The organism is Winogradskyella haliclonae (assembly GCF_014635865.1).
In the GTDB taxonomy this organism is placed as follows: Bacteria; Bacteroidota; Bacteroidia; order Flavobacteriales; family Flavobacteriaceae; genus Winogradskyella; species Winogradskyella haliclonae.
Genome location: NZ_BMDQ01000001.1, coordinates 1,072,498 through 1,085,970 on the forward strand (window position 1 = coordinate 1,072,498; position 13,473 = coordinate 1,085,970).

The 13,473-nt window shown below is 34.3% G+C and carries 12 protein-coding genes; 1 reads left to right on the plus strand and 11 read right to left on the minus strand.

The window, feature by feature from the left end:
• Positions 1 to 28: 28 nt before the first annotated feature.
• From IEV10_RS04755 to IEV10_RS04805, 11 genes are all read right to left on the minus strand, one after another.
• Positions 29 to 3,610: a M1 family aminopeptidase gene (locus IEV10_RS04755; RefSeq protein WP_188373540.1), complete on the minus strand. Its 3,582-nt coding sequence runs from the start codon at positions 3,608 to 3,610 to the stop codon at positions 29 to 31.
• A 21-nt stretch (positions 3,611 to 3,631) separates the two neighbouring features.
• Complete coding sequence (locus IEV10_RS04760; protein ID WP_188373541.1) at positions 3,632 to 4,516, minus strand: ABC transporter ATP-binding protein; 885 nt, start codon at positions 4,514 to 4,516, stop codon at positions 3,632 to 3,634.
• Positions 4,517 to 4,671: 155 nt separating this feature from the next.
• The gene (locus tag IEV10_RS04765; protein WP_188373542.1) at positions 4,672 to 5,604 is read right to left on the minus strand and encodes a dihydrofolate reductase; all 933 of its coding nucleotides are present in this window, start codon (positions 5,602 to 5,604) and stop codon (positions 4,672 to 4,674) included.
• A 60-nt stretch (positions 5,605 to 5,664) separates the two neighbouring features.
• On the minus strand, positions 5,665 to 6,495 hold the full coding sequence (locus tag IEV10_RS04770; RefSeq protein WP_188373543.1) for an energy transducer TonB: 831 nt from the start codon (positions 6,493 to 6,495) through the stop codon (positions 5,665 to 5,667).
• 11 nt (positions 6,496 to 6,506) lie between these two features.
• On the minus strand, positions 6,507 to 6,977 hold the full coding sequence (locus IEV10_RS04775; RefSeq protein WP_188373544.1) for a hypothetical protein: 471 nt from the start codon (positions 6,975 to 6,977) through the stop codon (positions 6,507 to 6,509).
• Between the two features lie 3 nt (positions 6,978 to 6,980).
• Positions 6,981 to 7,805 (minus strand): thymidylate synthase, encoded by an 825-nt coding sequence (locus IEV10_RS04780; protein WP_188373545.1) that lies wholly within the window; start codon positions 7,803 to 7,805, stop codon positions 6,981 to 6,983.
• 95 nt (positions 7,806 to 7,900) lie between these two features.
• Positions 7,901 to 9,265: a NupC/NupG family nucleoside CNT transporter gene (locus IEV10_RS04785; protein ID WP_229719645.1), complete on the minus strand. Its 1,365-nt coding sequence runs from the start codon at positions 9,263 to 9,265 to the stop codon at positions 7,901 to 7,903.
• A 104-nt stretch (positions 9,266 to 9,369) separates the two neighbouring features.
• Entirely contained in the window at positions 9,370 to 9,696 is a 327-nt protein-coding gene (locus tag IEV10_RS04790) for a hypothetical protein (RefSeq protein WP_188373546.1), read from the minus strand.
• 10 nt (positions 9,697 to 9,706) lie between these two features.
• A complete protein-coding gene (locus tag IEV10_RS04795) occupies positions 9,707 to 10,315 on the minus strand; it encodes a bifunctional nuclease family protein (RefSeq protein WP_188373547.1) in 609 nt (202 codons plus the stop codon).
• 172 nt (positions 10,316 to 10,487) lie between these two features.
• Entirely contained in the window at positions 10,488 to 11,450 is a 963-nt protein-coding gene (locus tag IEV10_RS04800; protein ID WP_188373548.1) for an electron transfer flavoprotein subunit alpha/FixB family protein, read from the minus strand.
• A 41-nt stretch (positions 11,451 to 11,491) separates the two neighbouring features.
• Positions 11,492 to 12,238: an electron transfer flavoprotein subunit beta/FixA family protein gene (locus tag IEV10_RS04805; RefSeq protein ID WP_188373549.1), complete on the minus strand. Its 747-nt coding sequence runs from the start codon at positions 12,236 to 12,238 to the stop codon at positions 11,492 to 11,494.
• A gap of 240 nt (positions 12,239 to 12,478) precedes the next feature.
• Between IEV10_RS04805 and IEV10_RS04810 the strand changes: the two genes are divergently transcribed.
• Positions 12,479 to 13,456 carry a pyruvate dehydrogenase complex E1 component subunit beta gene (locus tag IEV10_RS04810; protein WP_188373550.1) on the plus strand — a complete coding sequence of 326 codons (978 nt, stop codon included), beginning with the start codon at positions 12,479 to 12,481 and terminating at the stop codon, positions 13,454 to 13,456.
• Positions 13,457 to 13,473 lie beyond the last annotated feature (17 nt).

Here is a 13,473-nt window from a genome sequence, read left to right on the forward strand (position 1 = left end):
GGTGTTTTTAATTTTCACATGATTTTTATTATTCTTCTATACTCAAACCTTTAATGTTATCCTTGTAAACACGATCTATTAAAATATGCCTTGGGTCGATTGCAGCTTTTACAGGAAGCGAATCTAATTCTACAGTTAAAGACGATGTGTCGGTATTAAACTTGAGTCGTTTTTGCCCATATAATTGGTCTTCATCGTCATCCATAAAGAAACCTATATCTATCCAGTCATTCATAGGAACTCGGGTTTCGTTTCCTAAACTATCTGATTTTATCTTATAGCTTTCAATGTCTAATTTTACTTGATACTTTCCGTTGTCTAGTTTCTTGTAAGTCGCGTCTTTAAGGCGATTATCGTATAGTGTAATTTCTTTAAACCAGTCTTTGATTAAGTAATTTAATGAGTCTGGTACTTGCGGTTCTAAATGGCGCAGAAAATCGTGCGAACTTGGATATGGAGGGCCAGCGTAACGGTATTCTTCCAAGAAGCTTTTCATTGCGGTATTCAGGTTGTCTTCACCTATATAGTCTTGTAAGGCATACAAAATCGCACTACCCTTTCCGTAATGTATATAAGATTGGTTTTCAACTTTCCAAAGCGGTAACTCTTTTTCGCGTTCTCCACTACGCCCACGTAAATATCGATCGTGATCATACTTCAAAAATTTACGCATTTTCATAGGGTTTTCAGTAATGTTCTTCATCGTCATACTTGCAGAATATTGAGAAAAACCTTCACTCATAAATGTGCCACCTTGCATATCTGCGCCTATAAGTTGGTGTGCCCACCATTGGTGCGCCATCTCGTGAGCAATTACAAAGTCTATAACATTATTATCAGTTTCATCTTCAAGGTTAGTGATAAACCCAAAAGACTCAGAATAAGGCATCGTGCCAGGAAACGCTTGTGCAAAATTGGCATATCTTGGGAACTCTATAATTCTGGCTTGTTTGTGATAATATGGGCCAAAATTTTCGGTGTAATATTTTAATGAACGTTCTACAGCATCCAACATCATGTCGATATTTACATCATGTTTTTTATCATGATAAATCTCTATATCCACATCATTCCATTTGCGCTTAGCAATTTGGAAATCGGCAGAAATAAATGAATAGAAATTCAACGATGGTGTATCTGCCTTATAATGAAAATAGGAGCGATTATCTTCTTCCCATTGCTTAATCAATGAACCAGGTGCTATTGCTGTTTGCTCTTTAGATGTTGATATAATAGTTTCTACATTAATAAAATCGGCTTGCCTGCCTGATAAGTAATTTGCCTGATGCAAGTCCGTAACACCAGGTGTTAACTTTGGTGTGCGTTCTTTTTCCGGTAAATCGTACTTTCTACGAAGATTTTTATCATTTAATTCGTAGCCTGAATTGTAACCCATAGTTGGCAGAATTTCACCATTATTTAAAAATGTACCATTATTAATAATCCGTGTGCTACCGCGTCCATTTTCAAAACCTTTAGTAACGTAATTAGCTTCTATAATTGCGTTAATAGTGTCTCCAGGTTGTAATGGTGGAGACATTTTGTAAATAGACATTAAATAGGTACTGTCTCTGAAAACAATCTCACTATTTGGAATATTGATTTTGGTATCCCAATTTTCATTGTTAAAAAACAAGACAGAATCTATTGGTTTATCTGTAGCATTAGTTAATCCGATTTCAATTTTTGTTAAGACGTCACGATCTTTTGGAAATATATCTATATAATATTTGGCATCTGTAACTTTTGGTGTAGCCATATCGCGATATTTACCATATGTTTTTTCAAAATCTACTATTAATTGCTCTTCGGTGTCACCTGATCTATATGGGTTTAATACTTGCGTATTATAATAAACAAATGCTGCAACTGCTAGCCATGAAAGAGTAACGCCAATAATGACACCTCTATAACTTTTAGGGACTTCTTTTCGAGCGGTTTTAATTCGACTCAATAACGAACTTTTAGAGCCTCGATTCCATAAAGCTCCTGCAATTAGTAAGGCCAATACTGAGAAAATAGTCCAATATAGGTTGAACCATAAAGCGCCTTTTAAACCAGGTCCAAAGCTATTCATATCTGAATACAAAACAGATGGGCCACCAGCTACGTCTACCATATTAGAGTTGATGTCTAATATGCTAAGAACAATCTCTAAAACAAGAAGTATAAGGATGGCAATAAAATATCCAATGTACTTATTACTCGACAAAACTTGTACCAATATGGTTACTGCGCCAAATACAATAAATAATGGTAAATTATCATAGAAAAAATCTAACAAATAGACATCGACTTCTATACGTGAAAAACCATTTAGTAATTGGTATATAATACCTATTCCGATAAAGAAAAGATTTAGGATAGTAGCTATACTAATTAACGATAAAGTTTTAGCGGCCATTGAGATAAATGATGTATGTGCTGTAGCATCAATAACTTCATTAATTTTATTATCTCTATCTCGCCAAATGAGCTCACCACTAAAAAATACAACAATAATAATGATGAATATATCTGTATTGTCCTTTATAGAATCGATGAGTTTGTAGGTTACAGGGTACGATTGTAGTCCGAAATATTCAAAACCGCCAGTAAGGTCCGTTACTAAAATAATAATACAGAATAAGAATAGAATTTTAAAGGTTACACTCTTAATAATACTCAGGAAGTTAGTGTAGAAAAAACTCTTGAATTGTTGCCAATTAGTAGTGCCAGTAAAAGACGGATTAAGTTTTGGTAAGTCGAAAACCTTATCAGATTTACTAGTTTCGTTCTTAACTTTTTTAATCTTTTTATTTTTCTGCTTAAATGAAAAACTAAAGTAGGAAATAGCTAAAATAACAAAACCGACTGCAATCCAAATTAATCGATTATATAACAATAGTCCAGAGAATCCAGGACTTAATGTATTTTTCTCAACTGGTGTGTAGTATTTGGTTTCAATAGAGTAGGTGTTAATACCAAACATATCTGTTAATGCAGCTACTGTTTCATTATCTACATCCGAAGCAAACGAACCTGCAACAATGTATGCCACGATAATGACTAAACCACCAACGAAAGAAATAACTGTGCTTTTCCACTTGTTGGCCATAGCAAAAATTACTGTTCCAGCTAGAAACATATTAGGCAAAATGAAAAGTAAATAATTATTGACAAAAGCTTCTATATAGAATGGACCAAAACGTTCTGTATCTATCCAATTAAAAATGGAGTTTAAATACGTTCCCAGAAGCATTCCTATAAATACACCAACTAATGGAAGTGTAGATACAAACAATGCACCTAAAAAGCGTCCAAAGTAGTATCCTGGTTTACTTAATGGTGTGGTAAATAGAATTTCGTTAAACTCATTGTTATGATCACGTAATGCTGCATTATTAAAAAATGCTACAGCCATTAATAAACTGAAAATGCAAAATATTGTAACATGAATTGTCAAGGTATAAGGCGAATTTCTGTATACATTACCAATAGCGCCTCCAACTTGTACATTGTCACTCACTGTGGCAAAAAATTCCATTAAGCCTAAGATGAGCATAAAAATATACACCATAGGTTGTTTTAGGGTATACTTTAATTCCGATAGAAAAAATGTCTTAAACATGATATATAAGGTTAATGAAAATTAAACAAGTACGTTTGCTGTATTGATTTTTGAAAAGAAAACATCCTCCAGATTTGGAGTCACTTGTTCAAAACCATTTTGCGGATGGTCTTCACTATATACATGTATTAATGGTTGGCCACCTACCATTTTATTAGAGATAATTTTATAGTCTGCGGCGTAGTCGTTTAATTGGTCTCTCTCTACAATTTTCTGGAATACTTTACCGCCGAGATTATCAATGGCACTTTGTGGCGAACCTTGATATACGATTTCACCAAAATTCATAATTGCCATTTTTGTACACAACTCCCTAACGTCATCTACAATATGTGTCGAAAGAATAACAATAACTTCTTTACCGACATCTGCCAAAAGATTATAAAAACGATTGCGCTCACCTGGGTCAAGACCAGCAGTTGGCTCATCTACAATGATGAGTTTTGGATTTCCAATTAAAGCTTGTGCAATACCTACACGTTGTTTCATACCGCCAGAAAATCCTTTTACAGATTTATTTCTCTTATCAAATAAGTTAACCTTATCTAGCAAGTATCTTACTAAGAGTTTACGTTCTTTAGGATTGGTAATACCTTTTAAAACCGCAATATGATTTAATAATTGTTCTGCAGTAATACGAGGGTACACACCAAACTCTTGAGGTAAATATCCTAAAACTTTTCTAAGATCAGCAGGTTGTTTTAAAATGTCTATATCGTCTAAACTTGCCGAGCCAGAGTCTGCTTCTTGTAAGGTAGCCAATGTACGCATGAGTGATGATTTTCCTGCGCCATTTGGTCCCAAAAGACCAAACATTCCGTTTTCGAGTTCTAGACTAACATCATCTAATGCTTTTACACCATTAGCATATGTTTTTGATAAATTAGAGATTTTGAGTGTGCTCATTAATTGGAGTTTTTGATTGATGGTTTTTAGTAAGACGACCATTTTTTGTATGTGTTACAATGGTCATTAATATTTTCGATTCAATTTATAAAAAAGAATCTATACTTTAAAAGACGATAAATCTATAAGAAAGGTTGCCTGAGGGTAGTCGTTAACTATTTACGCTTGTATGTGATAAAAGAAAAAGCATGTGCATGTTTCTCATCTGCATTATGAGTGATTCTACTATGCTCTTTCCATACAGAGGTATTTATTTCTGGAAAAAAAGTATCAGCATCTTCAAAAACAGAATGGACTCTTGTAATTTCTAATTTACTAGCAAGCGGCATGGCTTGCTTATAGATTTCTCCACCTCCAATTATAAAAGGATTGTCGTCTTTGCGAGCAGCATCTAAAGCATCTGCCATAGAGTTAACAACAATCACACCTTCTGGAGCTTTATAGTCTTTTTGTCGTGTAATAACAACGTGTATTCTATTTGGTAAAGGTTTTGGGAAGCTCTCAAAGGTTTTGCGACCCATTATAATATGATGCCCGTTGGTTAAACGCTTAAAACGCTTTAAGTCATCACTTAAATGCCAGATAAGCTTATTATCCTTACCAATAGCATTGTTTTCACCAGCAGCAACAATTATAGTTAATCCCGTATTGCCTTTATTTTCTATAGTTGTAGGTGGTATTTTTACTTCTTCTGATACTTGAGTTTTTTTAATTTTAGTGTCATCTTTTTCAAGTTCAGCTTCAAGTTTGTTAATGCGTTGTTGCTGTTTGGCTACTAATTTTTCAATTTGATATTTTTCCCAATCCTTACCCATGAATTTATTGGTGATAAATACATTAATAAAATGATAGATAAATAAAAATAACCAAGCTAGAATAGCATAAACAAACCAGTTAATACCTGCTACTGTAAAGTCTTCGCCAATCCCTAAAATAGTATTGGCAATTATTAAGAAAACAGCCCCAATTAAGAACACTACAAAATGAATGTAAAGTCTTTTCTTTTGCTTAATACGTCTTTGTGCATTTTCGATAAGTTCTAATTGATCTTTGTCTATAGATGGAGTCTGTTTCTTTTTTCCGAACATGTGATTAATTTTATAAGTTAAATTTAACGAAAAAGACTTCAAATTTTGAAGCCTTTTTTGCTAATCTACAGCAAACATGATTGGTAAGGTATAAGGTACTATTACTGCCTTACCACGTTGGTACCCTGGCGCATCCATTTTGGGAATCTTTTTTATTACTCTTATAGCCTCATCAGCTAATTTTGGATGAGTAGCACGTGCTTTAATATCAATGACCTTACCATCTTTATTGATTTTAAACGTTACAAAAATTTTCACATAACCAGGAGATAGACGAAGTCTACCAGCTAATTTAGACTTGAAATTCTTTATAACGATTTCTGATATTTTGGAACCCATACATTTTCTTAAGTCTTCATTACTTAAGTTTTTGTCACATCCTTTATAGATAGGGACTTTTTCAATAATAGCAAATGGTACAACTTCAGGTTCGTAACCTAAAATTGGAACAACTTTGTCATTGTTTCTGTCTAATAAAAAACCATAGATACTTCCAACGGCTTCCGAAACACCATTATTATACTTATCCAAAACGGGTTTCACAGACGGGAGTTGTTCCATAATATCTAAAGTTTCTTTTTTAGAATCTTTCAGAGGTAATGATATACGGGAAAAATTTGTGACGATACTACCAAGTTCATTATATACAAGGTAAGAACTTACTATAACAGTATCTTTTTTTGCTTCATTAAACACTCTTTCTTTTAACTCAGTAGTATTTAATTTCTTGGCAAAAAATTCACTAAGCATGATGTCATAACAACGCTCTTTATCCTCAGCTTCATCACAGCCTTCAAAAATCACAAAAGGTCTATTAAACTTTAGCTTGTTTTCTTGAGAAAAAGAAAAAATTGAAATAAAAAGAAAGAAACTTAGAACTATTTTTTTCATATCTGTTGTGACTAAAAGTATATAATCATGGTTATGGTCATCGGCGTATCAATTGGACTACCATTGAGCATGCCTGATGATTTAAATTTTGGTATACGTTTAGCGGTTCTAATGGCTTCAATTGCTATAGCTTTATGATTTGCTTTAGCGGTTACACCTTCAACTTTTCCTCTTTTGTTAACTTTAAAATTGAGTTCAAATTGAGTGGATTTTTCTTTAGGGAGCGCTTTGTCAGCAATATCGTAGTCAAAGCTTAAACTAATAAAATCCTTGATTTTTTTAATACTACATTTTTTTGCTTCTTCATCATCTTCAATTTTGTGACATCCTTTATAAACAGGGAATTTGATGCTTTTTGCCAATATAGGAAATGCATCAGCTTCGTTTTTTGTTATAGAGTCTAATTCTTTTAATGTTTTACCGTTCTGACCAAAACTATTGAGTCCAATAAAAAGAAGTGCAATTATAAAACGTTTGTTCATAAATTAAACAGCAACAGCACCTTTGATATGAGGGTGCGGATTGTAATCTACTAAAGTGAAATCTTCAAAATCGAAATCAAAAATATTTTTAACCTCAGGGTTTAAAATCATTTTTGGCAATGGTCTTGGGTCACGTGAGAGTTGTAATTCTAATTGCTCCATATGGTTATTGTAGATATGCGCATCACCAAACGTATGAATAAAATCGCCTGGTTGATAACCACATACTTGAGCCATCATCATGGTAAATAAGGCATAAGAGGCAATATTAAAAGGCACACCTAAAAAGATATCGGCACTACGTTGGTAGAGTTGACACGATAATTTTCCGTCAGCGACATAAAACTGAAAGAATGCATGACATGGTGGAAGCGCTGCTTTGCCATTTGCTACATTGTCTGAAAAGGATTTTGATGTATCCGGCATTACAGAAGGATTCCATGCAGAAACCATCATGCGACGACTATTTGGACTGTTTTTTAAAGTCTCAATGACGTCTTTGATTTGGTCTATTTCATCGTCATTCCAATTGCGCCATTGATGGCCATAAACTGGTCCTAAATCCCCATTTTCATCGGCCCATTCGTTCCAAATACGTACGCCATTTTCAGTAAGATAATTAATGTTGGTGTCGCCTTTTAAGAACCAAAGTAGTTCGTATATAATAGATTTAAGGTGTAATTTTTTTGTAGTTACCATTGGGAAACCTTCACTTAAATCAAAACGCATTTGGTAACCAAAAACGCTTTTAGTGCCTGTTCCTGTTCTGTCTCCTTTTTCGTTACCTTCAGTTAAAACATGCTTAACTAAATCGTGATATTGCTTCATATATCGTCATCATTTTGTGTGGAGTTAAAAATAAAAAAAAGCCTTAAACCATAAAGTTTAAGACTTTTAATGATATAAAAAGTTATTAACTAAAACTATCCAATTATCATTCCTGCAATAGTAGCAGAAATTAACGAGGCAATTGTACCGCCAATTAAAGCTTTCATTCCAAACTTTGATAATTGCTTACGCTGTCCTGGAGCTAATGAGCCAATACCTCCAATTTGAATACCAATAGAGGCAAAGTTGGCAAAACCACAAAGCATATATGTAGCCATAATTACCGATTTGTTATAATTTAAATGCGTTGCGTTAGCTACATTTTTTAAATCTGCTAGTTGAATGTAACCTATAAATTCGCTTGCCGCTAACTTAACGCCCAAAAGCTGTCCCATTAGTGCCATATCTTCTTGGGCTACGCCTATTAACCACATGAGAGGCGCAAATGTGTAGCCTAGAATTAGCTCTAGAGATAATGTCTGGTATGGCGTATTTGCCATGACCCATTCATTTATTGTAGTGACATCTCCAACCCAGCCCAAAACGCCATTAATCATTGCGATGAATGCAACAAATACTAATAACATGGCACCTACATTTACAGCTAGTTTTAAGCCTTCTGTAGTTCCGTTGGAAATAGCATCTAATAGGTTTGCTCCAATTTTTTCTTGTGAAACTTTTACGTCAGTATTTATATCCTCAGTTTGCGGATATAATATTTTTGAAATCACAATGGCGCCTGGTGCTGCCATTACAGAAGCTGCCAATAAATGTTTTGCGTATACTAAACGTAATGCAGGGTCATCACCTCCTAAGAACCCGATATATGCTGCCAATACAGCACCAGCAACAGTTGCCATACCACCAATCATTACTAGGAGTATTTCGGACTTATTCATTTTTTCTAGATAAGCCTTAATTAACAATGGCGCCTCTGTTTGTCCTAAGAAAATATTACCAGCAACACTCAAACTTTCTGCGCCTGATATTTTTAAGAGTTTAGACAATAACCAACCAAAGGCTTTAACCACTTTTTGGATAATCCCTAAGTAGAAAAGTACTGATGTTAATGCAGAGAAAAATAAGATAGTAGGTAACACTTGAAAAGCGAAAATGAAACCATAAGAATTAACATCCATAACTCCGCTAAACAAAAACTCACTTCCTGCACGAGTAAAATCTAAAATATTGATAAATACCTGACCAATACTCTCAAAGATTGTTTTTACAAAACCAACTTTTAGAACTCCAATGGCAATGAGAAGTTGAAAAGCTAAGCCAATACCAACCGTTTTCCAGTTTATGGCTTTACGATTACTACTAAATAAAAATGCAATAAAGATTAACGTAACCATCCCCAAAGCACCTCTCCATAAGCTTGTTATTGAGAAACCTTCACTAGGGATTATTGTATCTTGAACTTCTTCTTTTTTTAGGAAGTTTGGATGTTCAGAGGAAATATAAGTTAATACTTCATTTCCATTTTTTAATTCCAACAGGTTAGAATCTTGCTTTGTAATCTCATAATAGACATCAACAGTTGTTGGAATTTTTTGTTTGAATACTAGAAGATTATTATTCTGAAGCCATATACCTTTTTAAAAGTGTTATTTAGTATAGAGACGTATTCTCCGTTTTTTCCAAGGCTTATAAATTCTTTTCCTTTTGTAAACTCTTTTTTTGCTTGAATACTATCTGGATATTTTTCATAGATAGTATATTCATATAGTTGCCAATCATTGATTTTGTAATCTACTATCTCAGCTACATTAATTGGATTGGTTTTTTCTTCAATTTGATTGCTTATAGAATCAGTTGTTTTCTCTAACTCTTGTGCGCTAATTGTAAGTCCAAAAAAAATAGCTGTAATAGCTAATAAAAAATGTTTCATGTGAGTGGGATTAACGTTTAGAAATTTCGTCTCTAATCTTTGCAGCAACTTCATAGTCTTCATTAGCTACGGCTTCATCTAAAAGTGTATGTAATTCTTCTAAAGACTTCTCTTTGTATATATCATCACCTAAGACCGTAGTTTCAATTTCTTCGGCAATAAGCTCATCCATTAAGATGCTATCTTGGTCTTCCTTTTTTGGATTTACTTTAAGATAAATACCGGCTTTGTCTAAGATGTTTTTGTAGGTAAAAATTGGTGCTTGAAAACGTAGCGCTAATGCAATGGCATCACTTGTACGGGCATCTATGATTTCTTCGATACTATCACGCTCGCAAATAAGACTCGAATAAAAAACACCATCCACCAACTTGTGAATAATCACTTGTTTTACAATTATTTCGAATCTATCTGAGAAATTTTTAAATAAATCATGAGTTAATGGTCGTGGTGGACGAATCTCTTTTTCTAGCGCAATAGCTATAGACTGAGCTTCAAAAGCACCAATGACTATTGGTAATTTTCGATCACCATCCACCTCATTTAATATTAAAGCATAAGCGCCATTTTGGGTTTGGCTATACGAAATGCCTTTTATGTTTAAGCGTACTAAACTCATAATTTACTCGATAATCGAGGTTATAAATATTCTGAAGTTAACTTCGAATAGGTTTGTTTTATTATCAATTTAATTTGAAATGTTGTAAAACACAAAGAACTGTTTAAATTTTGACTTTACCAACTACTGGCTTTATCTAAACAGTTCTTTAGTTTATTTAAAGGTAAAAAAATTAAGCGTTTTGCGCTTTAAAGGCTTTTAGTTTTTCTGTTAAAACAGGGACAACTTCAAACGCATCACCAACAATACCATAGTCTGCAGCCTTAAAGAAAGGAGCTTCAGGGTCTGTGTTAATTACGACTTTTACCTTTGAAGCACTGATGCCTGCCAAATGCTGAATAGCTCCCGAAATACCAATAGCAATGTATAGGTTTGTAGCAACTGGTTTTCCTGTTTGCCCTACGTGTTCGCTATGAGATCTCCAACCTAAATCAGAAACTGGTTTAGAACATGCAGTAGCTGCACCTAAAACTTCAGCAAGATTTTCTACTAATCCCCAATTTTCAGGACCTTTTAATCCACGACCGCCAGAGACGACAACTTCTGCATCTGCAATAGTTACTTTTCCAACTGCCTTATCGACAGATTCAACAGATACTCCTGAATCTGCAATCGATGGTGAGAAATCTTCTACTGAAGCTGAACCTCCAGATTCAACTACACCAAAAGAATTATTAGATAAACCTATTAACTTAACATCTGTGCTTATTTCTGTATTTGCAAAAGCCTTGTTGGTAAAAGCAGTACGTTTTACTGTAAAAGGAGAGAGGCTTGAAGGTTTCTCAACCACATTAGAAACATAACCTGCTTCTAAGCCTACAGCTAATAAAGGCGCTAAATATTTACTATCTGCACTTGAGCTCAATACAGCTACAGTAGCACCTTCTTGCTTTGCTGCTTGTTCAATTACTGAAGCATATTGCTTGGCGTTAAAAGTGTTAAGCACGTCGTTATTGACGTTGAGAACTTTAGAAGCGCCGTAATTTCCTAAAGCATCAGTGTCATTTGCATTAATAGCAACAGCGGTAACGCTAGTTCCCATTTCATCTGCTATGGCTTTGGCGTAAGACACACATTCTAAAGCCGCTTTTTTTAATTTTCCGTTTTCTGATTCTGTATATACTAAAACTGACATATTTTCTTTTTTAAAAGGTTATAAACTTATTCGATTAAAGATTATATCACCTTTGCTTCGTTGTGAAGTAAGTTTATTAATTCATCTATATTATCTGCATCTACTAATTTCACAGCACCTTTAGGAGCTGGTTTTTCAAAGCTGTTTGCCGAAGTTTCGCTATTTGCACCAACAGGTTCAACAACATTTAATGGTTTTTTACGAGCCATCATAATACCTCTCATATTTGGTATGCGTAAATCACTTTCTTCTACCAATCCTTTTTGCCCACCAATGACTAAAGGTAGTGACGTGTTTACAGTTTCTTTACCACCATCAATTTCTCTTACTGCTTTGGCATTTGTACCGTCAACTTCAAGGCCTATGCAATTAGCTACGAAGTTAGCACCAGTTAAACCAGAAAGCATTCCAGGTACCATACCGCCATTATAATCAATAGACTCTCTACCAGCAATAACTAAATCATAGCCACCGTCGGTAACCACCTTAGAAAGTTCTTTAGCAACTGCAAAACCATCTTTGGCTTCAGTATTAACACGTATTGCTGAATCTGCACCAATAGCTAATGCTTTACGTAATGTTGGCTCTGTTTCTGGTCCTCCAACATTCACAACATCGACAGATGCACCTTGCTTTTCTTTAAACCACATAGCACGTGTTAAACCAAACTCGTCATTTGGGTTGATTACATATTGTACACCATTAGTATCAAACTGAGTATCACCATCAGTGAAGTTAATTTTTGATGTTGTATCTGGTACATGACTAATACATACTAAAATCTTCATAACTGTTCTTTTATCTTTTTATATAATATGATTTTGTTAACGATAACGTTATCGTAATTTTTGCTTAAACACTTTGTTTTATAGGGTTTTAAGTACAAAAACCATCTACAAATAAAGCGGTTACGAAGATATGCACTTTTTTTCAAATATTTACTATGCGTGCATAATAAATTTTAAAGAAATTTCATTTATATAATTTTTCATTATTCCTATTTTTGCTTTTCGATTAAAACTACAAGTATGAAGACGATTCAATTTAGAGAGGCAATAGCTGAAGCCATGAGCGAAGAAATGCGCAGAGATGAAAGCATTTACCTAATGGGCGAGGAAGTTGCAGAATATAATGGTGCTTATAAAGCATCTAAAGGCATGCTTGACGAGTTTGGAGCTAAGCGCGTTATAGATACACCAATTGCCGAACTTGGTTTTGCAGGAGTAGCAATTGGGTCTACAATGACAGGCAACAGACCTATTGTAGAGTATATGACGTTTAATTTCTCTCTAGTTGGTATCGATCAAATCATTAATAATGCTGCAAAAATCAGACAAATGTCAGGCGGACAGTTTAAATGTCCAATTGTATTTAGAGGTCCAACGGCTTCTGCTGGTCAGTTAGCAGCGACACATTCTCAAGCGTTTGAGAACTGGTTTGCAAATACACCAGGCCTTAAAGTAGTAGTGCCATCAAATCCATATGATGCAAAAGGATTATTAAAATCTGCAATTAGAGATGATGATCCAGTTATTTTTATGGAGAGTGAGCAAATGTATGGCGATAAAGGTGAAGTGCCTGAAGGCGAATACACAATTCCATTAGGAGTTGCAGAAATTAAACGTGAAGGTACAGATGTTACTATCGTATCTTTCGGAAAGATTATAAAAGAAGCTTATAAAGCTGCTGACGAATTAGAAAAGGAAGGTATTTCTTGCGAAATTATTGATTTACGAACGGTACGTCCAATGGATAGAAAAGCAGTTTTAGAATCTGTAAAGAAAACGAATCGTTTAGTAGTTTTAGAAGAAGCTTGGCCATTTGGTAACGTAGCAACAGAAATTACCTATTTAGTACAATCTGAAGCTTTCGATTATTTAGATGCGCCAATTGTAAAAATAAATACGGCGGATACGCCAGCACCATATTCGCCAGTTTTGTTAGCAGAATGGTTACCAAATCATACCGATGTTATAAAAGCTGTTAAAAAAGTAATGTACAAATAAATAAATTGCAGATTTCT

Excerpts from the sequence above, each read along its gene's own strand:
- IEV10_RS04755 (WP_188373540.1), bottom strand. The coding sequence starts at position 3,610 with ATGTTTAAGACATTTTTTCTATCGGAATTAAAGTATACCCTAAAACAA.
- IEV10_RS04775 (WP_188373544.1), bottom strand. The coding sequence starts at position 6,977 with ATGAACAAACGTTTTATAATTGCACTTCTTTTTATTGGACTCAATAGT.
- IEV10_RS04790 (WP_188373546.1), bottom strand. The coding sequence starts at position 9,696 with ATGAAACATTTTTTATTAGCTATTACAGCTATTTTTTTTGGACTTACA.
- IEV10_RS04800 (WP_188373548.1), bottom strand. The coding sequence starts at position 11,450 with ATGTCAGTTTTAGTATATACAGAATCAGAAAACGGAAAATTAAAAAAA.
- IEV10_RS04760 (WP_188373541.1), bottom strand. The coding sequence starts at position 4,516 with ATGAGCACACTCAAAATCTCTAATTTATCAAAAACATATGCTAATGGT.
- IEV10_RS04795 (WP_188373547.1), bottom strand. The coding sequence starts at position 10,315 with ATGAGTTTAGTACGCTTAAACATAAAAGGCATTTCGTATAGCCAAACC.
- IEV10_RS04780 (WP_188373545.1), bottom strand. The coding sequence starts at position 7,805 with ATGAAGCAATATCACGATTTAGTTAAGCATGTTTTAACTGAAGGTAAC.
- IEV10_RS04810 (WP_188373550.1), top strand. The coding sequence starts at position 12,479 with ATGAAGACGATTCAATTTAGAGAGGCAATAGCTGAAGCCATGAGCGAA.
- IEV10_RS04805 (WP_188373549.1), bottom strand. The coding sequence starts at position 12,238 with ATGAAGATTTTAGTATGTATTAGTCATGTACCAGATACAACATCAAAA.
- IEV10_RS04770 (WP_188373543.1), bottom strand. The coding sequence starts at position 6,495 with ATGAAAAAAATAGTTCTAAGTTTCTTTCTTTTTATTTCAATTTTTTCT.
- IEV10_RS04765 (WP_188373542.1), bottom strand. The coding sequence starts at position 5,604 with ATGTTCGGAAAAAAGAAACAGACTCCATCTATAGACAAAGATCAATTA.